The organism is Streptomyces sp. NPDC017225, assembly GCF_044331465.1.
Lineage (GTDB): Bacteria > Actinomycetota > Actinomycetes > Streptomycetales > Streptomycetaceae > Streptomyces.
Genome location: NZ_JBIRNE010000006.1, coordinates 398,843 through 421,580 on the forward strand (window position 1 = coordinate 398,843; position 22,738 = coordinate 421,580).

Annotated in this window: 15 protein-coding genes and 1 pseudogene; 7 read left to right on the forward strand and 9 right to left on the reverse strand. The window is 72.5% G+C overall.

The window, feature by feature from the left end:
- Positions 1 to 102: 102 nt before the first annotated feature.
- From ACH4NX_RS17375 to ACH4NX_RS17390, 4 genes are all read right to left on the reverse strand, one after another.
- Positions 103 to 1,815, reverse strand: a complete 1,713-nt coding sequence (locus ACH4NX_RS17375; protein WP_398127656.1) for an LCP family protein — start codon at positions 1,813 to 1,815, stop codon at positions 103 to 105.
- Positions 1,816 to 1,964: 149 nt separating this feature from the next.
- Positions 1,965 to 3,761 carry an LCP family protein gene (locus tag ACH4NX_RS17380; protein ID WP_351388750.1) on the reverse strand — a complete coding sequence of 599 codons (1,797 nt, stop codon included), beginning with the start codon at positions 3,759 to 3,761 and terminating at the stop codon, positions 1,965 to 1,967.
- Between the two features lie 296 nt (positions 3,762 to 4,057).
- Positions 4,058 to 5,263 (reverse strand): LCP family protein, encoded by a 1,206-nt coding sequence (locus ACH4NX_RS17385; RefSeq protein ID WP_398127657.1) that lies wholly within the window; start codon positions 5,261 to 5,263, stop codon positions 4,058 to 4,060.
- Positions 5,264 to 5,522: 259 nt separating this feature from the next.
- Positions 5,523 to 6,287 carry a TIGR03089 family protein gene (locus tag ACH4NX_RS17390; RefSeq protein ID WP_398127658.1) on the reverse strand — a complete coding sequence of 255 codons (765 nt, stop codon included), beginning with the start codon at positions 6,285 to 6,287 and terminating at the stop codon, positions 5,523 to 5,525.
- Between the two features lie 139 nt (positions 6,288 to 6,426).
- On the opposite strand from ACH4NX_RS17390, the gene ACH4NX_RS17395 reads away from it, so the two are divergent.
- Both ACH4NX_RS17395 and ACH4NX_RS17400 read left to right on the forward strand, forming a co-directional pair.
- Entirely contained in the window at positions 6,427 to 7,761 is a 1,335-nt protein-coding gene (locus ACH4NX_RS17395) for a peptidoglycan recognition protein (RefSeq protein WP_398127659.1), read from the forward strand.
- Positions 7,762 to 7,886: 125 nt separating this feature from the next.
- Positions 7,887 to 8,969, forward strand: coding sequence for an NDP-sugar synthase (locus ACH4NX_RS17400; RefSeq protein ID WP_351388739.1), 1,083 nt, complete (start codon positions 7,887 to 7,889; stop codon positions 8,967 to 8,969).
- A gap of 193 nt (positions 8,970 to 9,162) precedes the next feature.
- Here ACH4NX_RS17400 and ACH4NX_RS17405 read toward each other — a convergent pair whose 3' ends face one another.
- From ACH4NX_RS17405 to ACH4NX_RS17420, 4 genes are all read right to left on the reverse strand, one after another.
- Positions 9,163 to 10,167, reverse strand: coding sequence for a DNA-3-methyladenine glycosylase family protein (locus ACH4NX_RS17405; RefSeq protein WP_398127660.1), 1,005 nt, complete (start codon positions 10,165 to 10,167; stop codon positions 9,163 to 9,165).
- A gap of 73 nt (positions 10,168 to 10,240) precedes the next feature.
- On the reverse strand, positions 10,241 to 11,572 hold the full coding sequence (locus ACH4NX_RS17410) for a coenzyme F420-0:L-glutamate ligase (protein WP_351389361.1): 1,332 nt from the start codon (positions 11,570 to 11,572) through the stop codon (positions 10,241 to 10,243).
- 80 nt (positions 11,573 to 11,652) lie between these two features.
- Positions 11,653 to 12,636 carry a 2-phospho-L-lactate transferase gene (gene cofD / locus ACH4NX_RS17415; RefSeq protein WP_398127661.1) on the reverse strand — a complete coding sequence of 328 codons (984 nt, stop codon included), beginning with the start codon at positions 12,634 to 12,636 and terminating at the stop codon, positions 11,653 to 11,655.
- Between the two features lie 33 nt (positions 12,637 to 12,669).
- On the reverse strand, positions 12,670 to 13,194 hold the full coding sequence (locus tag ACH4NX_RS17420) for a cysteine dioxygenase (RefSeq protein WP_398127662.1): 525 nt from the start codon (positions 13,192 to 13,194) through the stop codon (positions 12,670 to 12,672).
- Positions 13,195 to 13,877: 683 nt separating this feature from the next.
- Between ACH4NX_RS17420 and ACH4NX_RS17425 the strand changes: the two genes are divergently transcribed.
- The 3 genes from ACH4NX_RS17425 (at position 13,878) to ACH4NX_RS17435 (ending at position 19,657) form a co-directional block, all read left to right on the forward strand.
- On the forward strand, positions 13,878 to 14,141 hold the full coding sequence (locus ACH4NX_RS17425; RefSeq protein WP_279562764.1) for a WhiB family transcriptional regulator: 264 nt from the start codon (positions 13,878 to 13,880) through the stop codon (positions 14,139 to 14,141).
- Positions 14,142 to 14,333: 192 nt separating this feature from the next.
- Positions 14,334 to 18,158, forward strand: a complete 3,825-nt coding sequence (locus tag ACH4NX_RS17430; RefSeq protein WP_398127663.1) for a glycosyltransferase family 2 protein — start codon at positions 14,334 to 14,336, stop codon at positions 18,156 to 18,158.
- Positions 18,155 to 19,657 carry a DUF5719 family protein gene (locus ACH4NX_RS17435; RefSeq protein WP_398127664.1) on the forward strand — a complete coding sequence of 501 codons (1,503 nt, stop codon included), beginning with the start codon at positions 18,155 to 18,157 and terminating at the stop codon, positions 19,655 to 19,657. Before ACH4NX_RS17430 ends, ACH4NX_RS17435 begins: the two co-directional genes overlap by 4 nt.
- A gap of 122 nt (positions 19,658 to 19,779) precedes the next feature.
- Here the strand turns inward: ACH4NX_RS17435 and ACH4NX_RS17440 are convergent, their stop codons facing one another.
- On the reverse strand, positions 19,780 to 20,241 hold the full coding sequence (locus tag ACH4NX_RS17440; RefSeq protein ID WP_351389359.1) for a metallopeptidase family protein: 462 nt from the start codon (positions 20,239 to 20,241) through the stop codon (positions 19,780 to 19,782).
- 294 nt (positions 20,242 to 20,535) lie between these two features.
- Here ACH4NX_RS17440 and ACH4NX_RS17445 point away from each other — a divergent pair, with 294 nt between their 5' ends.
- Together ACH4NX_RS17445 and ACH4NX_RS17450 are read left to right on the forward strand one after the other, a co-directional pair.
- Entirely contained in the window at positions 20,536 to 20,958 is a 423-nt protein-coding gene (locus ACH4NX_RS17445; RefSeq protein ID WP_345596365.1) for a DUF3499 domain-containing protein, read from the forward strand.
- Positions 20,959 to 21,097: 139 nt separating this feature from the next.
- Positions 21,098 to 22,724 (forward strand): annotated as a pseudogene (locus ACH4NX_RS17450) (L-lactate permease).
- Positions 22,725 to 22,738: the final 14 nt, after the last annotated feature.

Below are 22,738 nucleotides of genomic sequence, written 5' to 3' on the forward strand. Positions count from 1 at the left end.
CACTGGAGCGCTCACACTATCGGCCCAGTTCAGCGTCGAACGACACTGGTGACAAATTCGACGGCCCTACAACAGGGCAATTCCTCCTATTTTCATGAACTCCTACCATCTGTAGGGCTTGTACACGTCCATGCACTCGTCGGTGTCCGAACCGTTGAGGGCGTTGCTGTTCTCCGGCAGGTTTCCGGCTTCGGGCGTCTCCTGTTTCGGATAGGACGTCCCCGAGCGCCAGTCCGCTCCCACCGTGAGCGTGATCCCGGACACGTCCGTCGACTCGCGCACCGCGCTCGCCGGAATTCCCAGCACATCGGCGACGCGCCGGGCGTCGCCCGCCAACTCGTCGCCCGGATGACGGACCACGGTCCTTTCCTCGGAGAGCGCGGACGAGGTGTCCTTGGACGCCTTGGCGAAGCCCTTCTCCACCAGCGCCTGGGCGAGGGCGCCCGCACGGCCGCCGACGGGACCGAGAGTGGCGGAGCGGGTCGCGTTCTGGACGAGGACGTCTATCTCGGAGTCGGCGGCGGGGGAGTCCCCGGAAGGTTTCCGCTCGGCGTCCTTCCCCGCATCCTTCTCCCTCTCCTTTCCGGTGGCGGAGTCCTTCGCGTCCTTGTCGTCCTTGCCACCCTTGTCGTCGTAGGGCACGTCGTCGCGCAGCATCGCCCACATCCGCTCCGCGCCGGCGCCGTCCAGGAGCAGGTGGTTCTCGTTCTGGGAGTCCTGGACGGTGGGTATGGTCGTCATGGTGATGCGGTCGGTGGGTACCGTCTTGAGCTGCATACCCAGGTCGAAGAGCTTCTTGACCGTGCCGATCTCCTCGGAGACCCCCAGGGACTTCGTGGCGGCGTCGGCCAGGTCCATCAGCCGGCCGGTGTCGGTGAAGACGTTCTGCCCCTTCAGGGTGCGGATCATCGAGTTCATGTACATGTGCTGCGCCTGGGCCCGCAGCACGTCGCTGCCCCAGGCGTGCCGGGTGCGCAGCCACTGGAGCGCCTGCTCGCCCTGCACCTTCTTCGGGCCGGAGGTCATCTTCAGGCCGGAGCCGCCCGGCACGCCGGGGAGAGGGCGGTCCCACACGTTCTGGTTCACGCAGACCTCGACCCCGCCGACGGCGTCCGCCATCGACACCACGCCCGCGAAGTCGATCGTCATCCAGTGGTCGATGTAGACCCCGGTGAGGTTCTCCCAGGTGGCCAGGGTGCAGCCGGCGCCGCCGCGGCCCAGCGAGTTGGTGATGATCGCGTTGGTCGCCGGGTAGGTCCTGCCGGTGTCCGGGTCGGTGCACTCGGGGATGTCGACCCGGGTGTCGCGCGGGATGCTGACGACGGAGGCGTTCTCGCGGTCGGCCGACAGGTGGACGAGCATCTGCACGTCGCCCCGCGGCGGTTCGTCGCGGGTGTCCCTGCTGCCTCCCAGCGCCACGTTGGCGTCGGAGGCCCGGCTGTCGGAGCCGATCAGCAGGATGTTCAGGGGAGTCTGACCGGCCGCGTTCGGCTCGGTCCGGTGCGCCTTGGAGTCGCCGCTGCTGCGCTCGCCCTTCTCGATGTTGCCGTTCAGGTGCTCGTAGTAGAGGTATCCGGCGCCGGCCGTGCCGAGTATCAGGACCGCGAGGGTCGTCGCGGACCACCGCAGCGCGCGATGCCGGCGCCCGGCGCGTCGCCGTCCGGACCGCCCGCCGTTCCCGCGCCCAGGGCCGCCCTGCCCGCCCGTGGTCGCTCCGCCGTCGTCACGGGCGCCTCTCCTGCCGCCCTTGCCCCCACGGGCGTGCCGGACGGCGCCCGCTGGTGCCTCCTCCCCGTGCACACTGCTCCGCGTCATGTCCCTCTCCCCCTCGGGCCCGCGAACGCGCCTCTGTACGCGACCTGTTCGCACAGTTGGACGTACGAGCCCCCTCGTTGGCTGTACGGACGCCCCGACGGATTACTCCGAAGCAGTCGTACTGTCAGACGCGCGCGGGGCCCGTCAGGTCACTTCGCGCACTCGACCTTGTCCGCGGTGGACTTCTGGGCCTCTTCGGGCGCTTCCCCGAAGGTGGCGTCGAGTTTGACGCCGGCGCCCTTGAAGTCCTTGCCGAGGGTGAGGGTCATGGTGGGCAGGCCCTGGGCGTTGGTGGTGCTCTCGCCGGGTTTCATGGCGGCGCCGGACAGGCCGAGGATCTCGGCGAGGGCGCGTGCCTGTGAGGCCTGGTCGGGGGCGTATTCGAGGGTGGTCCTGGTGATTTCCGCGTCGGCGTTGCCGGCGTTCTCGGACTTGGTGACGCCGGCCTCGGTCTGGAGGTACCGGAGCTCCTGCTGGGCACTGCCGGCCGGGGCGCCGCCGTTCATGACGCGGACGCGGACCTCGGAGGGGTCGGACTTCTCGCCCTTGAGGCGGGCTGCGACGGCCGCGGCCTCCTCCTGCTCCTCCTTCTTCTCCTTCCGCTTGACCTCGGTGAAGGAGATGTCGTTCCTGATCATGTCGAAGACCTGCTGGGCGGGCCCCTCCTGGAGGACGACCGTCGCCTTGACCTTCTCGGCGGGGTTGTCGACCACCGGCACCGTGGCGAAGGTGAGGTTCTTGGTGTTGAGCTTGCCCAGCTCCAGCCCGAGGTCCTTCAGCTTGCCTATGCTGTCCAGCTTCGAGTCGACGGTCAGCGCCTCGGTGGCCGCCTCGGCCAGGTTGAGCATCTTCGACGGGCTGGTGAGCGTGTCGTTGGACTTGAGCTTGCGCATCAGCGCGCTGAGGAACTGCTGCTGGATCTCGATGCGGCTCAAGTCGCCGCCGAAGCCCACGGAGTGCCGGGTGCGCACGAAGGCGAGGGCTTCCTCGCCCTCGATCGTGTGCTTGCCCTTCGGCAGGTCCAGGTGCGAGTCCGGGTCGTCGATGGCCTTCGCCAGGCACACCTCGACTCCCTCGACCGCGGTGGTGAGCGTCTTCACCGCGTTGAAGTCGGCCACCATGAAGTTGTCGGGCGTGACCCCGGTCAGCTCGGTGACGGTCCGCATGGTGCAGCTGGGCGTACGGCCGCTCTGCCCGAGGCTGTTGTTGAAGCGGACGCCGGTGGAGCCCGGGATGACCTTCGTCGTCCCGTCCTCCTGCGTGGTCGGACAGTCGGGGATGTCGACTATCAGGTCGCGGGGGATGCTGAGCGCGGTGGCGTTGGAGCGGTCCTTGGCCACGTGCAGCAGGATCGTGGTGTCGGCGTGGCCGGCGCTGCCCGTGTCGCCGTAGCCCTCGTTGCCGTCGCCGGTGCGCTTGTCCGTGCCGATCAGCAGGATGTTGATCGCCTTGTCCTTCTGGAAGCCACCGGTGCTCGCACCGTCGTCCGCGACGGACTTGATGTTGTCGTTGAGGTGCTCCAGATAGAAGTAACCGGCCGTGCAGGCGGTGAGGACGACGAGCGCCATGGTGCCGCCGGTCCACAGCAGGACCTTCTTGCTCTTCGACTTCTTCTTGGCCGGCCGCCGTCGGCCGCGCCGCCCGGGGGGCGGCTCCTCGGGTGCCGCACGGCGCCTGCGGGGCGGGGGGACCTCGTCGCCGGGGGCGGCCGAGGACGCGGGGGCCGACGCCTGGGCGCCGCGGCCGCGTGACCCGCCGGGTGCGCCGGAACCGCGGGAGCCGCGGGATTCACGGGTCCCGCCGGGTGCCGCGCCACGGGGGCGCGGGACGGACGACTGCGGTGCGGAAGGGCTCAGTCGCAGTTCGTATTCGCCGGTGTCCGGATTGAGTACCCACTGGTCTGCGGGGTCGATGTCCTCCGACCGCCCACGGCCTTGCGCGTCCACGGTTGTCCGAATCCTCCGTCGGGGCCACGCGGCGCCTTCCCCTCCAGGCGCCCGGTCTCGCTCACTCGGTGCATGGTCCTGGGCAGAGCTTCGTGGCCAGGCGCACCGGATCGCTCACACTAACCGCCCTGTCCGGTGCGGGGCGACGGCAGTGACGCATTCCACGGAACTTACAACTGGGCAATCCGGCGCATTCCTTGGAGAATTGTCCTCGTCTTTCGCGGCGTCCCCCGCACCAGCCCCTCGAATGCCTCGTGTACGCCTCGCCCGTGCCGCGCGCCTTCTTGGAACGCGCTTTACCCGCAGATGTCCTCCGCGGCGGTGTTCCCGCTGAACGTCGGCGCCGGGGAATCGCCGGCGCCGGGTTCGCGGGAGTTCCCGGAACCGGTCGCCTTGTCCGGCTCGGCCGCCGCCGTGATCGCCACGGGTTCGTCCGTCCGCAGGCGGGTGAACAGCTTCTCGGCGTCGGGCTCCACGAGTTGGTCGCGATTGGCGTCGCCCGCGTACGACTCCCTGGGAACGGTCAGGAACCGCACGCGTTCGGTGGGAATGCCGCGCAGCCCGCGCACGAGGTCGTACAGACCACGCAGACTCGCCAGGTCCGGATCCGTGGTGAGCGACGACGTGGCCGCGTCCAGAACGGGATACAGCTTCACCGGATTCAGCAGTACGTCATTGCTCTGCACCTTGTTGACGAGCGCGCCCAAGAAACGCTGCTGCCGGTCCATCCGGTCGGTGTCGCTGCCGTCGCCGAGCGACTTGCGGGCGCGGACGTAGCCGAGCGCCTGCTCCCCGTCGAGCGTCACCCGGCCCGCGGGCAGCTTCAGCTTGGCGTCCTTGTCGTCGACAGGTTTCCGCAGGCACACCTCGACGCCGTCGAGCGCGTCGACCATCTCCTCGAAGCCCTGGAAGTCGACGACCACGTGATGGTCGATCCGGATACCGGTCAGCTTCTCCACCGTGCGGACCGTGCACGCCGAACCACCCGTCGCGAAGGCGGAGTTGAACTGCGTGAACACCGGCTCGGCGCGAGACCCGTCGGGGCGGCGGCAGTCGGGCACGGCCACCATCAGGTCGCGGGGGAGGGAGACGGCGGTGGCGCTGTCACGGTCGGCGGCCAGGTGCAGCAGGATCGTGGTGTCCGACCGCTCGGTCCCGGAGTCCCGGCCGTAGCGCGCGTTGCCGTCACCGGAGCGCGAGTCGGACCCGATCAGCAGTACGTTCCGCGCGTCGCGGACCAACGCGGTGGGCCGGTCCTTCTCGTACCGTGCGAGTTCGGCCGCCGCCGCCTCGTCCGACGTGATGTTGCCGTCCAGCTTGGTGTACACCGCCCACCCGGCGCCCACGGCACCGGCGGCCAGCACGGCGACCGCGAGCCCCGAACACCCCAGCCGGCGCCTCCGGCGCCGCCGCCTCAGCCCCTTCCCGGTCGCGGAAACCCCCGCTGCGGGCCCGTCGGCGCCGCCCTCACCGAGGGGCGCGTCCGTGTCGTCATCGCCCACGTCTCCCTCCGTCCCGCACAGGTGCGCTCCTGCGAGCATGACCCGAGCGAGCGCCCGGGGCGGCACGGTACTGACCCGAACGGGTCACGCGCACCCGGGTCACCCGGCAGCGCCACCGCCCGCCCGACACTCCTCGCGCGGGTCCCGCCCCGCGGGCCCACCCCGCGCAGGCACGGACGTCGGACGACCCGTCAGCGCCGGGTCACACGTCCCAGGGCCCCACCCCGACGCCGTGTCCTCGCCCCCCGAGGCAGACACCTCACCGCGCCGTGGCCGAAACCTTCTCCGACTCGATCCGCTGGTCCACGACACCGGCTGCGGCCTGCTCCAGATGCCGGCACAGCACCACCGAGCCCCCGCTGGCCAACGGCCCGTACAACCCCGCGCTCAATCCCTCCCAGGTGTCGTAGGGCAACCCCGACAGGATCCGCGCCCCCGGCCCCGTGAGCCCCAGCCCCGACGCCTCCGCCCGAGCCCGCTCCACGACCTCCGCCCCGCTGAACTCCCGCCCGGCCACGATCAGTGCGGGCGCCTCCGGGTCCACCGGCACGTACGGCACGAACCGGTCGCCCTGCCCCGGCACCTCCACCGCGTAGTCGGCGAAGCCCTCCGGCGGACGCGGCACGAACCGCCCGCCGAGCGGCCGCAGCGCCAGCGCGACCCGCGCGCCCGAGCACGCCCGCGCCGCCTCCAGCGCCTCAGGCTCCGGCCCGCTCACGACGACGTCGGCCGCCGCGGGGTCACCCGCCACGTCGGCGACGACACCCACCGACGCACACGCCAGCAGCCACACCGCCGTCTGCCAGTGCGCGGGCAGCAGCAGAGCGACCCGGTCGCCGGGTTCGACGGACAGTTCGTCCTGGAGCAGATTCGCGGTCTTGGCCACCCAATTGGCGAAGGTGGCGACGGACAGTTCGACGCGTTCGCCGGTGGCGTCGTCGTAGAAGGTCACCAGGGGGCGTCCCGGGTCCGCGGCGAGCGCGGAACTCAGCAGGTCGGCAGGGGTGCGGTCGGTCGCGTTCATCCGCGCAAGCGTACGCGGGCCCACCGGTGCGCACCGAGCGTACGGCGTACCGCGCGGCCACCGGATCGGACGAAAACGCCCTACGGCCTGTCAGGTCACGGATGGACAGATGTGTACGGCAATGTCAACGATCAGTGACATGCGTGGATTCCTTGCTTCCTCGATCGGTGTCACGTGCGCGGTGGCCCTGGCCCTCCCGCTCGCCCCGCCCGCGGCGGCGGCAGCCACCTCCGCGGCCGAGCCCACGACCGGAAGAACGGCACGGTCCGAGGCACACGTCCCCGGCAGCACCCAGTCGCTGCGCCTCGCCCCCCTCACCCACAACCGCGCTCCCGGCGCCGCCGAACAGGGCCTGCCCCGCCGCGACGTACGCCACTTCTCGCTGGTCGGTGTCGTCTGGGACAACCCGGAGACCGACCTGCACGGCCACGTCCAGGTCCGCACCCGTGCCACCGCCACCGGCGCCTGGTCCGGCTGGCAGGAGCTGGAGACCCACAACGCCGACCATGCCGCCGACCCCGGCACCCCCGAAAGCACCTCGGGCCGCGTCCGCGGCGCCACCGCCCCGCTGTGGGTGGGCGAGTCCGACGGCGTGGAGGTACGGGTCACAGCGGAGCGGACTCCCGAAGCCACCGAGGCCCTCAAGGCCGCGGAGGCCGCCGGCTCCCCCCTCCCCACGGGCATGCGCCTTGAACTCGTCGACCCCGGTCAGTCCGCCCCGCCCCCGGCGGCCCCGGGCCCCGAGGAGGGCCCCCGCACCACCGCCGTCACGGCCGAGTCCGCGAAAGCCGTCGCCGCCTCCGCCGTCAACACCGGCCTCGCCCCACTCGGCGCCACCGAGATCCCGGCGGGGCAGAGAGCGAAGCCGTACGTCGGCCCCCGCCCGGGCATCACCACACGCCGCGGCTGGGGTGCCGACGAGAGCCTGCGCGAGCGGAAGTTCGTGTACACGAAGAAGGTCAAGGCGGCCTTCGTGCACCACTCGGCCACGGGCAACAACTACACCTGCAAGCAGGCACCGTCAGTCATTCGCGGTATCTACCGCTACCACGTCAACAGCATGGGCTGGCGCGACCTCGGCTACAACTTCCTCGTCGACAAGTGCGGAAAGATCTACGAGGGCCGGGCCGGGGGGGTGTCGAAGGCGGTGCTGGGCGCCCACACCCTGGGGTTCAACTCCAACAGCATGGGCATCGCCGTCCTCGGCACCTACAGCTCCAAGAAGCCGTCGTCCGCCGCGGTGAAGGCGGTCGCCCGCCTCACCGCGTGGAAGCTCGGTCTGAACGGCATGAATCCGCGCGGAAAGACATACCTGAAGTCCGGTGGTGGCAATCTCTACCGGAAAGGCAAGAACGTACGACTGAACGTCATCTCCGGTCACCGCGACGGCTTCGCCACGAGCTGCCCCGGCAAGAAGCTCTACGGCAAGCTCGGCACGACCCGCTCGACGGCGGCCAAGTACCAGGGCCGCTGAGGACGCACCCGTACGACCCACCGCACAGCCCACCGCACGGCCATCGAAGGCGCCATGGAACGGTCTGCATACACTGGCCGGCCGAAAGAAAGTTCGGCCGGTCCCGGCAGGAAGCAGAGACGACGGTGACAGAAGCGATCCTCCTGGTCGGCGGCAAGGGCACGCGGCTGCGTCCGCTCACGGTGCACACGCCCAAGCCCATGGTCAGGGCGGCGGGGGTGCCGTTCCTCACGCATCAGCTGGCGCGGGCCAAGGCGGCGGGCGTCGACCACATCGTGCTCGCGACGAGCTACCTGGCAGAGGTCTTCGAACCGCACTTCGGTGACGGCTCGTCCCTGGGCCTCCACCTCGAGTACGTCACGGAGGAGGAGCCGCTCGGCACGGGCGGCGCGATCCGCAACGTGGCGTCCCGGCTGCACTCGGGCCCCGACGACCCGGTCCTCATCTTCAACGGCGACATCCTGACGGGCCTGGACATCGGCGCGCTGGTCCGCACGCACGGGACGACGGGCGCGGACGTCTCCCTGCACCTGACGAAGGTGACCGACCCGAGGGCGTACGGCCTGGTCCCCACGGACGACACGGGCAGGGTGCTCGCCTTCCTGGAGAAGCCCCAGACCCCCGAGGAGATCGTCACCGACCAGATCAACGCGGGGGCGTACGTCTTCCGCCGCTCGGTCATCGACACGATTCCGGCCGGCCGTCCCGTCTCGGTCGAACGCGAGACCTTCCCGGAACTGCTGGCCACCGGAGCGCACCTCCAGGGCATGGTCGACTCCACGTACTGGCTGGACCTGGGCACTCCGGCGGCCTTCGTACGCGGCTCGGCGGACCTGGTCCTGGGCCGAGCCCCCTCCCCGGCGATACCGGGCCGCTGCGGAGACCGTCTCGTCCTCCCCACGGCACGGGTCGCGCCCGACGCCAAGCTGGCCGGCGGCACGGTGGTCGGCGAGGGCGCCTTCGTGGCGGAGGGCGCGCGCGTCTACGGCAGCACGATCCTCCCCGGCGCCGTCATCGAACCCGGCGCCGTCATCACCGACTCCCTGATCGGCGCCCGTGCCCGCGTCGGCACCCGCTCGATACTCAGCGACACGGTCATCGGGGACGGGGCCGTCATCGGCGCCGACAACGAACTCCGCTCCGGCGCCCGCATCTGGTGCGACGCCCACATCCCCCCGGCATCCCTGCGCTTCTCCTCCGACACATAACCGCCGACCACCCCCCCCGGCTGCGGGCAGTCGTGCCGCTGGGGCGGCACGGGTGGGCGCAGCGGCACCCGTCCAGCGCCGGTCCGCGTCCCCCACCCGGCCCACACCCATGCCGGGCAACCCGCACGCACCGCTACCCGCACACACCGCAACCCCGCACCGGCACACCGCACCCCGTCCCGGCACGCCAACCTCAAAGCCTCTCAATCCCCCGCGGAGCCATCCGCGGCGCCCGCCGCCCCGGCACCCGCCCGCTCAGCAACACCAACCGGGCCGCCCGATGCCGCTGCCCGGCATACGGCTCCAGCAACCGCAGCATCGCAAAGTCGTCCGCGTCCCGGTCCCCGCCCAGCGCGAACCCCACGATGCCCGGCAGATGCAGATCCCCCACCGTCACCTCGTCCGGTGCCCCATGGCTGCGCTGCACGGTCTCCGTGGACGTCCACGGCCCGATCCCGGACACGACCTCCAGCCGTTCCCGCGCCGCCGCCGGCTCCATCCCGGCCGCCTCCTCCAGCCGCGCGGCGACCCGCACCGCGCGCAGGATCGTCGACGCCCGCTTGTTGTCCACGCCGGCCTTGTGCCACTCCCAGGACGGGATCAGCGCCCACGTCCGCGCCGCCGGCATGACACACATCCGCCCGGGCGCGGGCCCCGGCGCCGGCTCCCCGTACTTCCGTACGAGCAGCCGCCACGCCTGGTAGGCCTCCAGCGTCGTGACCTTCTGCTCCAGGATCGACGGGATCAGCGACTCCAGCACCAGCCCGGTCCGGGTCAGCCGCAGCCCCGGCCGCCGGTGCGCCGTGAACGCCAGCAGCCGGTGCCGCGGCACGAACGCCGACGGGTCGTCGTCGGCGCCGAGCATCCGCGGCAGCCGTTCCAGCAGCCACTGTGCCCCGGGCCCCCAGGCCTCGCCCCGCACCTCACCGCCACGCGCGGTGACCCGTAGCGTGCCCGGCCCCGCGGGCGTCCGGCTGGCCCGCCACACCGACCCGTCCGGCATCGTCCGGAACGTCGGATCGCCCGGACCGCGCCGCAGCGGACCGAGGACCAGCCCCAGCTCCAGCGGCCCGTCCGGCACCCACGTCCGTACCTCCGCCGGCGCGGCGGCCTGCCGGGGCACACCGCCCGCGGGTACGACGGCCTCCCCGCCGCGCACCGAAGCGCGCGCGGGCCGGGGAGCGAAACGTCCTGCCACGAAAGAGGTCCTCGAAAACGGGGGGAGACACGAAGGCGAAGTCCCTACGAGGGTAGAGGCTCGCCCCGACAGCTCACCGCACCTCGATGAACGCCCCCGCGTCCCGCTCCGGCCGTGCCTTCGGTTCCTGGGCGGGATGGCCGACCGCGACCGCGCCCATCGGGTCCCAGTCGCCCGGCAGCCCGAGCACCTCCCGTACGACGTCCCGGCAGAACATCGTCGAGGACACCCAGGCGGACCCCAGCCGCTCCCCGGCGAGCGCGACGAGCAGGTTCTGCACGCCTGCGCCGGTGGCGACCACGAACATCTCCCGCTCGGCCCCGTCGCGGCGTGCGTCGCCGTACGTGTGGGAGCCGTCCATGACCAGGCAGGGGACGACGAGGTACGGCGCGCCTCGCAGTACGTCGCCGCGCCTGACCCGCTTGGCGACGGACTCCTCGCTCTTGCCGTCCCGCCGCAGGTCCGCGATCCAGGCGTCCCGCATCGCGTCCAGCAGCCGGGTGCGGGCGCCGGCCGACTCCAGCAGCACGAAACGCCACGGCGTCGTGTGGTGCGGTGCCGGCGCCGTGACCGCCGCCGCGACCGCCCGGCGCACGGCACCCGGATCGACCGGCTCGTCCGTGAAGGCCCGTACCGTACGCCGCTGGGTGACCGCCTGCCGTACCGCCTCCGACGTACCCAGCCGGAACATGTCGTCGCGCGCGCCGCGCACCATCGCCCGCGCGCCCTCGCCGTCGTCCTCGGCCACCACCTGAGGCAGCCCGCGCACGACGGCGACGGGCAGCCCCGCGGCCTTCCCCTTGACCAGGTCCCCGGCGGCGGCGAGCTCGTCGGCGGTGGCGACGACGGTGGCGCCGAGCGGATTGCCGTGCGCGTCCGTGCCCCCGCGCAGGTCGTCGAGGACCCGCACACCGGCGGCACCGATCGCCACGTCCGTGAGCCCGGCCCGCCAGGGCCGGCCGAACGTGTCGGTGACGACCACGCCGACGGTCACGCCCAGCGCCTCGCGCAGAGCGTCGCGGAGGCCGCGCGCGGAGGCGTCCGGGTCCTCGGGGAGCAGCAGCACCGTCCCGGAGGGGGTGTTGGAGGCGTCGACCCCGGCCGCCGCCATGACCAGCCCCTGGCGGTTCTCCACGATGCGCAGCGTGCCGCGCCGGGCCACCACCCGTACGGTCTCCGCGTCGATCGCGGTCTCGCGGTCGGCCGCCCGCACGACCCGGCCCTCGGCCTTGGACACGATCTTGGACGTGACGAGCAGCACGTCCCCGTCGGCCAGCCCGGGCTCGGCCGCCGCGATCAGCTTGGCCAGGTCGTCGCCCGGCTGGACCTCCGGCAGGCCGGGGACGGCCCACACCCGGTAGCCGTGCCGGTTGTCACCCCGGTGTTCGTCCCGGCGGCCCTCCAGGTCGCCTCCGAGGTCGCCCCCGAGGCGTTCGTCCTGGTGGCCGGGCGCCCCCGCGCGCACGCCGCCGCTCGCCCCGTCGCTCACGCCTGTCCCACCTCCTGCGCCAGCGTCAGGGCCTCCCGGGCCATCCGCGCCGTCGCGTCGAGGTCGGTCATCATCAGCGGGACGGCGCGGCACAGGATGCCGGCCGCCCTCACGCGCGTGACGGACTCCGCGTCGACCGTGTCGACCAGCCAGCCGTCGAGCAGCCCCGAGCCGTAGTGCTCGGCGACCGCTGCCGCCGTGGACTCCACGCCGACCGCCGCGAGGACCTTGTCGGCCATGCCGCGCACGGGCGCGTCCCCGACGATCGGGGACAGGCCCACCACCGGCACCCCGGCGTCGGCGATCGCCTCCCGGATGCCGGGCACGGCGAGGATCGTGCCGACCGAGACGACCGGGTTGGAGGGCGGGAAGAGGATCACGTCCGCCTCCGCGATGGCCTCCAGGACGCCGGGCGCCGGCTTCGCCTGCTCGGCCCCCACCGGCACCACGGCCTCGGCGGGCACCGAGGCCCGCAGCCGTACCCAGTACTCCTGGAAGTGGACCGCCTTGCGCTCCCCGGGGCCCTCGGCGGAGCCGCTGTCGGGCAACGTGACGGCGACGTGCGTCTCCACGCGGTCGTCGCTCATCGGCAGGAGGCGCACGCCCGGCTTCCAGCGGTCGCACAGTGCCTGCGTCACCGCGCTGAGCGGGTACCCGGCGGCCAGCATCTGCGTCCGCACGATGTGCGTCGCGAAGTCCCGGTCGCCGAGGCCGAACCACTCCGGTCCGGCGCCGTACGCCGCGAGCTCCTCCTTGAGATGGAAGGTCTCCTCGGCCCGCCCCCAGCCCTGCTCCTCGTTGATGCCGCCGCCGAGCGTGTACATCACCGTGTCGAGGTCCGGGCAGACCTTCAGCCCGAAGAGGTGGATGTCGTCCCCGGTGTTGCCGATGACCGTGATGTCCGCGTCCGGCGCGGCCTGCTTCAGACCACGCAGGAACCGGGCACCGCCGATGCCGCCTGCCAGAACCACAATGCGCATGGCCCCAGTCTCGCAGGCGGGTACGACAGTGCGTCAGGCAGTCGTCACGGAACCGGCACCGGCGGCACTGGCACCGGCGCCGACGTCCGAGCACCGTACCGAGTGCATCGGCATGTCCGTCAGCCCCGGGTAGTAGACGTGCAGGCTGACCGCCGGCCGCAGCGCGTCGTTGACCACCTCGTGGACATACCCCGGCGCGAACACCCGCTGGGCCCCCGCCCGCAACTCGCGCGTGCCGCGCGGCGTTCGCTCGGTCAGGGTGCCGTCCAGGACGGTCAGTACTCCGGAGGAGGGGCCGTGGTCGTGGAGTCCGCTGCCCTGACCGGGCACCCAGGACAGCAGCCAGACCTCGTAGCCGGGGCCGGTGCGCAGCCGGTGGTACCAGCGTGTCGTCGCGTCGTACCGGACGAGGTGTTCCCACTCGGACCGGTCGGCGGCGATGGAGCGGGCCAGGCCGGCGAACTCGGCGACGGTGGCCGGGTGCTCGCGTGGCGCCTGCAGGAGATGAGGGACTTCGAGGATGTCGCCGGCGATCTGGAGGTCGCTGTCGCTGTTCATGGGTGCGGTGGGTCCTCGGCAGAAGAGTGCGGGGGAGTGGCGAAATGCGAAGAACGCCCTGGTCGGGCGGGCAACGGAGAGTCGAGTCGCGTGGACTCGGGGGCAGCCGGAGCGGGTGGCTCAACAGCTGGAACAGCAACAACAGCTACAGCGGACGCGGGCAGCACCGTGGGACCCGGCGGTGCGGGTCGAGGTGAGCGCCAAGTTCGCGAGCATGCCCACAAGGACAGCGGCTCACACCAGCACTGTCAACTCACTGACCGATATGTGGGACATGTTTCACCTCATCCGGTTCATCTCGCAGGTGAAAGGTTTGCTCAGGCGGCTTCCGGGACACATGGCGCACAAGCCGGGCGCACAACCCCCGTTGCGAATGTGTGATCCGAATGTGATCAGCTTCGCTTCGGCGTGCGTATCGGAACGGGATCGATCGCCGGGGCGTCCTTCCTGATGCAGGCGCTGTGTGAGTCGGGTGTCCCTGTGGTTCTCGTTGGTATGTCGAGGTTTAGGCCGATTTGAACACTTTCTGCTTGGCCTTGGTTCCGCAGAGTGAATAAGGGGCCCAATAGCAGATCTCGGCTTGACTCGCCCGGAGCAGCACACTTGTAATTTCACTCGTGTCGTTCAGCCGGAATCGGTAACGGCTAGATCACGGGGACGCGAAAGACGGACGAGGGGCGCACATGACCGAGCTGGTGCAGCAACTGCTGGTCGACGACGCGGACGAGGAACTCGGCTGGCAGGAGCGCGCACTGTGCGCCCAGACCGACCCCGAGTCCTTCTTCCCCGAGAAGGGCGGCTCCACCAGGGAGGCCAAAAAGGTCTGCCTCTCCTGCGAGGTCCGCTCCGAGTGCCTCGAGTACGCCCTGGCCCACGACGAGCGCTTCGGCATCTGGGGCGGCCTGTCCGAGCGGGAACGCCGCCGCCTGAAGAAGGCCGCCGTCTGACCCGCCGGCCGGCGCGCGGTGCACCTCCACACGTACATAACGGCAGGAACGGCCCCTCGCGGGCGGGTTGTCCACAGGCGGCGGGTCGCCGCCCTGCCCAGCCGATAGTGTGGGCGCTCGTCCGAGACGCCCCGCCACCCCCAACAGGAACGGGCGTCCACCGCAGTCCACCGAACCGGGGCCCGTACCTCGATGTCCGTGCACAGCCACACGGCAGCCCAGCAAGACCTCGCTGCCACACCTGAGTTCCCGCGTCACGTGGTGACCGCGGTCCTCGTCGCCCATGACGGAGCCCGCTGGCTGCCAGACGCCCTCGCCGGGCTGCTCGGCCAGGAGCGCCCCGTCCAGTACGCCGTGGCCGCCGACACCGGCAGCGCCGACGACTCCGCCCGGCTGGTCACCGAGGCCCTCGGTGACGACCGGGTGCTCCATCTCGCCCGGCGCACCGGCTTCGGCCAGGCCGTCGAGGAGGCCGCCCGCACCGCTCCCCTCCTCACTCCGGACGACCTGTCGTACCTGAGGCGGCCCAGCGGCTGGGACCCCGTCACCCACACCTGGCGCGACGACACGTACGACCTGCCGGAGCTTCCCCACGGAGAACCGGTGCAGTGGCTGTGGCTGCTGCACGACGACTGCGCCCCCGAACCCGACGCCCTGGCCCAGCTGCTGCGCGTCGTGGACAACGAGTACGACCTCGGCCGCGACGACGTCGCCGTCGTCGGCCCCAAGCTCCGCGGCTGGTACGACCGCCGGCAACTGCTGGAGGTCGGCGTCTCCATCGCCAACTCCGGCCGCCGCTGGACCGGCCTGGACCGCCGCGAACAGGACCAGGGCCAGCACGACCACGTCCGGTCCGTCCTGTCCGTGTCCACCGCCGGCATGCTGATCCGGCGTGACGTCTTCGAGCGGCTCGGCGGATTCGACCGCCGACTGCCGCTGATGCGCGACGACGTCGACCTGTGCTGGCGCGCGCACGCCGCCGGACTCCGCGTCCTCGTCGCCCCCGAGGCGGTCGTACGCCACGCCGAGGCGGCCTCCCGCGAACGCCGCGCCGTCGACTGCGCGGGCCGCACCACCGCCTCCCCGCACAAGGTGGACAAGGCCGGCGCCGTCCACACCCTCCTCGTCAACGTCCGTACGGCCGCCCTGCCCTGGGTGCTGCTGCGCATCGTCGTCGGCACCCTGCTGCGGACCCTCGCCTACCTCGTCGGCAAGGTCCCCGGACAGGCCGTCGACGAGATCCGCGGCCTGCTGGGCGTCCTGCTGCGCCCCGAGCGCATCATCGCCGGACGGCGCGAACGCGGTCGCCCGCAGGTCGAGAAGGACGAACTGCGCCCCCTGTTCCCGCCCCCCGGCGCCACCATCCGCGTCACCGTCGAACAGGTCGCGGGCAACCTGGCCGGCAGCTCCGACGCCGAGACGGCCCCCGGCGCCGGACGGCACGGCGGTGCCATCGAGTCCGGACCCGGCGGCGACGACGCCGACTTCCTCGAGGTGGAGCAGTTCGCCCGCCTCAAGCGCGTCGCCCGCAAACCCGGCCCGCTGCTCTTCGTCGTGCTGCTGCTCGTCTCCCTCGCCGCCTGTCGCGCCCTGTTCGGCGGCGGCGCGCTGGCGGGCGGCGCGCTGCTGCCCGCCCCGGCCGGCGCCGGCGAGCTGTGGTCGCGGTACACGGACGCCTGGCACACCGTGGGCACCGGCGGCACCGCCTCCGCGCCGCCCTACCTCGCGATCGTCGCCACGCTCGCCACCCTGCTGCTGGGCTCCACCGGACTCGCCGTCACCCTGCTGCTGGTCTGCTCGGTGCCGCTGGCGGGCGTCACCGCGTACTTCGCCTCCCGCCCGCTCGTCACCTCCCGGCTGCTGCGCGCCTGGGCGGCCGTCGCCTACGCCTTCCTGCCCGCCGCCACCGGCGCCCTCGCCGGCGGCCGCGTCGGCACCGCCGTCCTGGCCGTACTGCTCCCGCTCATCGCACGCGCGGGCGCCGCCGCGGCCGGCCTGACACGCTCGTCCGGCACCCGCGGCAGCTGGCGCGCCACCTGGGCGTACGCGCTGCTGCTGACGATCACCACCGCCTTCACACCCGTCGTGTGGCCCCTCGCGCTGCTCCTCGGCGTCGGCGTCCTGGCCCTGCGCCGGGGCGACATCACGGCGTACGGACCGCGCTTCCTCGCCCAGCTCGGCACCCCGCTGCTGCTCCTCGCCCCCTGGTCGCTGTCGCTGCTTCCGTTCGGTTTCTTCGACGAGGCCGGACTGGAGTACGGCGCTTCGGCCGCCTCCGCCCTCGACCTGCTCGGGGCGAGCCCCGGCGGCCCCGGCACGGTCGGCGGGCTGGTCCTCCTCGGCATCGTGCTGGCCGCGCTGGCCGCCCTGCTGCGCTCGGAACGGCAGCTGGGCGTCCGCACGGCCTGGGCCGTCGCCCTGGTCGCCCTGGTCTTCGCGGTGCTCTCCAACCGCTCCGCCTGGGCCGGACCCGCCACCCTCGTCCACGGCATCGCCCTGCTGTCCGCCGCTACGCTCGGCGCCGACGGGGCACGCTCCCGGGTGGCCGAGCAGAGCTTCGGCTGGCGTCAGCCCGTCGCCGCCCTGATCGCCCTCGCCTGTGCCGTCGGCCCGCTGATCGCCGCCACCGGCTGGATGATCAGGGGCGCCGACGGGCCCCTGGAGCGACGCGACCCCGTCCAGGTGCCCGCGTTCGTCGCCGAGGAGAGCCGCACCCGCGACCAGGCCCGCACCCTCGTCCTGGACAGCGACTCCGCGGCCCACGTGAGGTACATGCTGGTCCGCGGCTCCGGAGCCCGCCTGGGCGACGGCGAACTGGCCGCCCAGGACGGTGGGAACAGCGGACTCGACAAGATCGTCGCCAACCTCGTGGCCGGCTCCGGCGCCGACCAGGCCGACCAGCTCGGCGGCTTCGCCGTGCGCTACGTCCTCGTACACAAGGGCGCGCCCCGCGAGGTCACCCGGGTCCTGGACGCGACACCCGGCATGAGCCGGCTCAGCCAGCAGGACGGCAGCGGGCTGTGGCGGGTGGACCAGGAGGTCGCGCGCGCGACCATCGTGCCCGGCGAGGACGACGGTGCCGGCTCCGACGCCGGCTCCGGAGCCGGTGAGCCGCAGCCCGTCGCGGCCGGGCCCGTCGAGATCCACACCAAGATCCCGTCCGGCTCCGAGGGACGTGTGCTGCGCCTCGCCGACACCGCCGCCGAGGGCTGGACCGCCACCCTGGACGGCGAGCCGCTCACCCGCACCACGGTCGACGGCTGGGCCCAGGGCTTCGAACTCCCCGCCTCCGGCGGGAAACTGGACGTCACCTACGACGCCCCCTTCACCCACACCCTCTGGCTGTGGGCCCAGGGTCTCCTCGCCGTCGTCCTGGTCGTCCTCGCCCTGCCCGGCAGGCGCCGCGACGTCGACGACGACCTGCCCGACGAGCCGGTCGTCCCCGCCGAGGCGCTCGAAGGCGAAGGCCGCAGGGCCCGGCGCCTGCGCGCCCAGGCGGAGGCCGAGGCCGAGGCGGAGGCCGAGGACGGCACCGACCCGGTGACCGGGACCCCGGACGCCATCGAGGAGGCCGGCCCGCCCGGGCAGGCCCCCGTACCGGTCCCGCAGCAGCCGGCGTACGGCGAGTGGGACTCGGCGGGGTACGCCGGCGCCGAGTACGGTTCCTACGGCACGTACGGCGGCGAGCAGTACCAGGGCGCCCAGCAGTACGACCCGGGCGCGTACGGACAGCAGGGGTACCAGGGCGACCCGTACCAGGCGGACGCCTATCAGGGCGGCCAGGCCGGTCAGGGCGGCCAGGGAGGTCAGAGCGACCAGGGCGGCCAGGCCGGTCAGTACGAGGCGGGCCAGTACGACCCGTACGCCGCCTACGCCGACCCGTCCCAGTCCGGCACGTACGACCCCGCCTACGGCCAGGAGTACGGCCAGGGCGGATACGACGCGTCGTACGACCCTTCCCAGCCCCACCACCCCCACGGCACGGGCAGTGAACGTCCCGACGGGAGCCAGCAGTGAAGCGCACCACCCTGTCCCTGTTCGCCGGCGCGACCGCGCTCGCCGCCGTCACCGGGTTCGCGGCGGTGTCCACACCGGACGCCACCGGAGCGGACACCGCCAGGCCGGCCGCCCGGCTGCCCGTGGAGCGCACCAGCCTGCTGTGCCCGGCGCCCAGCACCTCCGACCTCGCCGAGACCTCGTACACGTCCTTCACGCCCGTCACCAAGGGCGCCGACGAGAAGGGCGAGGCCGCACTCACGGCCGGAGCCACCAAGGACGAGAAGACCGGCGAGAAGTCGGAGGAGAAGCAGGACGAGAAGGCCGAGAAGCCCGTCGTACAGCCCAAGGCGCCCGGCACGCCGGTCACCGGCGAGACCTCGGGCGCCGGCACCCCCGCCCTGGTCGGTACCGCGGAGGGGGGCTACGCGCCCGGCTGGACGGTCCAGCAGACCACCGAGGTCGCCGCCGGGACGGGCCGGGGCCTGCAGGGCGTCAACTGCACCGCCCCGGACACGGACTTCTGGTTCCCCGGCGCCAGCACGGCGACCAGCCGCACCGACTACGTGCACCTGACGAACCCGGACGACTCGGCGGCCGTCGTCGACATCGAGCTCTACGGCAAGGACGGAGCCCTGAAGTCGACGGTGGGGGAGGGCATCACGGTGCCACCGCGCGGCAGCGAGTCGCTCCTGCTGTCCACGCTCAGCGACGAGGAGCAGACCGACCTCACGGTGCACGTCGGCGTGCGCAGCGGGCGGGTCGGGGCCGCGGTCCAGGCCCTGGACGACAAGACGGGCGGCGACTGGCTGTCCGCGGCCGCGGACCCGGCGAGCGACCTGGTGCTGCCGGGCATCCCCAAGGACGCCACCGCCGTACGCCTGGTGCTGTTCACGCCCGGTGGCACCGACGCCGATCTGAAGGTGCGGCTCGCCTCGCCGTCCGGGCTGATCACGCCCGCCGGGCACGAGACGGTGCGCGTCAAGGCGGGCATGACGACGGGCGTCGACCTGGGCGAGGTCACGCGGGGCGAGGCGGGGTCGCTGGTGCTGACGCCGACGAGCGGGTCCGTGCCGGTCGTGGCGGCGGTCCGGGTCGTACGGGGCAAGGGCGGCGAACAGGAGTCGGCGTTCATCCCGGCCTCCGACCCGGTCGGGGCGCGCGCGACGGTCGCGGACAACCGCGCCAAGAGCACGACACTGTCCCTGACCGCCCCCGGAAAGGGCGCGAAGGTCAAGGTCACCGCGTCGGCGGGCACCGAGGGCGGTACGACGGCGACCAAGACGTACACGGTCAAGGGCGGCACGACCCAGGACGTGGAGGCACCGGTCCCCGCCGGCCTCAAGGGGACCTACGCGCTGACGGTCGAGACCGTCTCGGGCGGCCCGCTCCACGCGTCCCGCACCCTGACCGGGCAGGACGACGACGTGGCGTCCTTCACCGTGCAGACCCTCCCCGACGACCGGGGAACGGTCTCGGTGCCGAACGCGGACCAGGATCTGTCGGTACTGCAGAGGTAGCCGGGCCGCCCGGCCCGCGGTCGTCCGCGACCGCGGGAGGCGCACAGGGCCGGCCCCCGGCCGCCGTCGGACGTGGTCCGGGGCGGCCTCCCGCGGCGCACTTCCCCCTCGGTCCCCGCCGCTCAGTCCTCCCCGTACCGGGGATCCACCGTCTCCGGCGTCAACCCCAGCAACTCCGCGACCTGTTCCACCACGACCTCGTGGACCAGCGCCGCACGCTCGTCCCGCCCCTTGGTCCGGATCTCGACCGGCCGCCGGTACACGACCACCCGTCCCCGCCGCCCGTCCCGCGAGGGCACCGTCCCCCCGAGCGGGACCGCCTCGTCGTCCCACACCTCCCCGGATCCGGCGGCGGCGTCCAGCCGCGGCACGTCCAGGACGAGGAAATCGATGTCGGCGAGCTGCGGCCACCGGCGCTCCAGGCGCTCCACGGAGTCCTGCACCAGGTCCGCGAACAACTCGCCCCGGCTCGCGGCGAGCGGTACCTGCGGAGGCGCGACCGGTCCGCGCATGCCCCGACCGTGGCGATCACGACGGCGGGGCCCTGGGCGGCCGGCATCACGGGGCGTCACGGGGTTGTCCATCACTGCTGAAGGGTAGTCCCCGCACGGTCCGCGCGCCGGTCCGCACACGCACACCGCACCACGCCCGGGCCCCCCGCGCCGCATGTCGCCGGATGACCGTTCCAGCCAAGGTCGGGCTCGATTCCGTATCTCTCCGTGACCGTGGAACTCGAGGGAAATGTCGCTGTTTGTATCAGGTCGTGACCGCTTCCGAGGTCGTCCGGTATCCCGAAAACCGTTGTCACCGCAGGTCAACGAGGTGTGTCCGGAGGGCCCCGCCGGGCGTTTCGCACCACGACACGGTGGTGTGACCCGGTGGAGAGTCGTCGCGGCCCGCTCAAGAGTGCGGTACCGTCCAACATCGTGAGCCCTGTACGTCGCTGTTCGCGCACCGCCTGCGGTCGTCCCGCCGTCGCGACGCTGACGTACGTCTACGCCGACTCGACCGCGGTGCTCGGCCCGCTCGCCACCTACGCCGAACCCCACTGCTACGACCTGTGCGCCGAGCACTCCGAGCGCCTCACCGCCCCGCGCGGCTGGGAGGTCGTCCGCCTTCTCGACGGTTCGGCCCCGGCCCGCCCCAGCGGCGACGACCTGGAAGCGCTCGCCAACGCGGTGCGCGAGGCGGCCCGCCCCCAGGAGCGGGCGGCCGAGGCCGGCGGCGGGCCGAGGGCGGCCGATCCGATGGAGGTCGCGCGCCGCGGCCATCTGCGCGTACTGCGCTCGCCGGACAACTGAGCCCACCCCTTCCGGGTCGGTCTCGCCACCTTCACCGCATCCGTCGCCGCACACCCATTGACGGCCCATTGTCGCGGACACGGCCATTCCGGAAGCCGCGAGAAATCCCTTTCGCATAGCGGAATCCGGGGAGGCGCCCGTGTACGTGCAGGAACTGGAACCCGTCGCCGGTTCGCTCGGACTGTCCGCCCTGGTGGCGGCCCTGCCCCTGGTGATCGTCCTCGTCCTGCTGGGCGGCGTCCGGATGAAGGCGCATCTGGCGGGCCTCACGGGCCTCCTGGCGGCCCGTACTCGTCGCCTGGCTCGCCTACGGCATGCCGCTGGACCAGACGGCCTCCAGCGCCGTCCAGGGCGCCGTGTTCGAGATCTTCCCCATCCTGTGGATCGTCGTGAACGCCCTGTGGGTCTACCGGATGACCGTGCACACCCGGCACTTCGACATCCTGCGCCGCTCCTTCGGACGGCTGTCCGACGACCCGCGCATCCAGGCACTGGTCGTCGCCTTCTGCTTCGGCGCCCTGCTGGAGGCACTCGCCGGGTTCGGCGCACCCGTCGCGATCTGCGCGGTCATGCTCGTGGCCCTCGGCTTCGACCCCGTACGCGCGGCGGTCGTGGCGCTGGTCGCCAACACCGCACCGGTCGCCTTCGGCGCGATGGGGACCCCCGTGGTGACGCTGGCCCAGGTCACCGGGCTGCCGCTGGACGACGTCGCCTCCGTGGTGGGCCGCCAGACGCCCCTGCTCGCACTCGTCGTCCCGTTGCTGCTGGTCGCGCTGGTGGACGGGCGGCGCGGGCTGCGCGAGACCTGGGTGCCCGCGATGGCCTGCGGGGTCGCCTTCGCCCTCGCCCGGTTCGTCGCCTCCAACTACCTCTCCGCCCAGCTCGCCGACATCGGCGCCGCACTCCTGGGCGCCGGCGCCCTGGTCGCCGTACCGCGGTCCCGCAAACCCGCCCCCGAGCCCGTACGCGCCTCCGTACTGACCGGCGTACGCAGCGAGGAACTGGACGAGCGGGACCCCGGCCGGGAGGTCCTGCGCGCGTACGCGCCCTACGCGCTGATCGTCGCCGTCTTCTCCGTCGCCCAGATCCCGGCGGTCAAGGACTGGCTGGCCCGGTCGACCCAGACCTACGACTGGCCGTTCCTGGACGTCGCCGGCCCCGAGGGGAACCCGGTCGGCGGCAACGTCTTCTCCTGGCCGATCGTCTCCACCGGCGGCACGCTCGTGCTGTTCGCCGGCCTGGCCACGGCCGTCGTACTCGGCGTGCTCGGCGTGCACGCGCGCGTGGCGGTCAGGGAGTGGCTCGCGACCGTGCGCGAACTGCGCTACGCGATCCTCACCGTGACCTCCGTGCTGGCCCTCGCCTATGTCATGAACCTCTCCGGCCAGGCCGCCACCATCGGCCACTTCGTCGCGGCGGCCGGCGCGGGACTCGCCTTCCTGTCACCGGTGCTCGGCTGGTTCGGCGTCGCCGTCACCGGTTCCGACACCTCGGCCAACGCGCTCTTCGGCGCCCTCCAGGTGACCGCCGCGCGGGAGTCCGGTCTGTCGCCCGAGCTGCTCGCCGCCGCCAACAGCTCGGGCGGTGTCCTCGGCAAGATGATCTCCCCGCAGAACCTCACCATCGCCTGCGCGGCCGTCGGCCTCGCGGGCCGCGAGGGCGACCTGCTGCGCAAGGTGCTGCCCTGGAGCCTGGGGCTGTTGCTGGTGATGTGCCTGATCGTGGTCGGGCAGTCCACGCCGGTCCTGGGCTGGATGCTGCCCTGACCTTCGGGAACCCC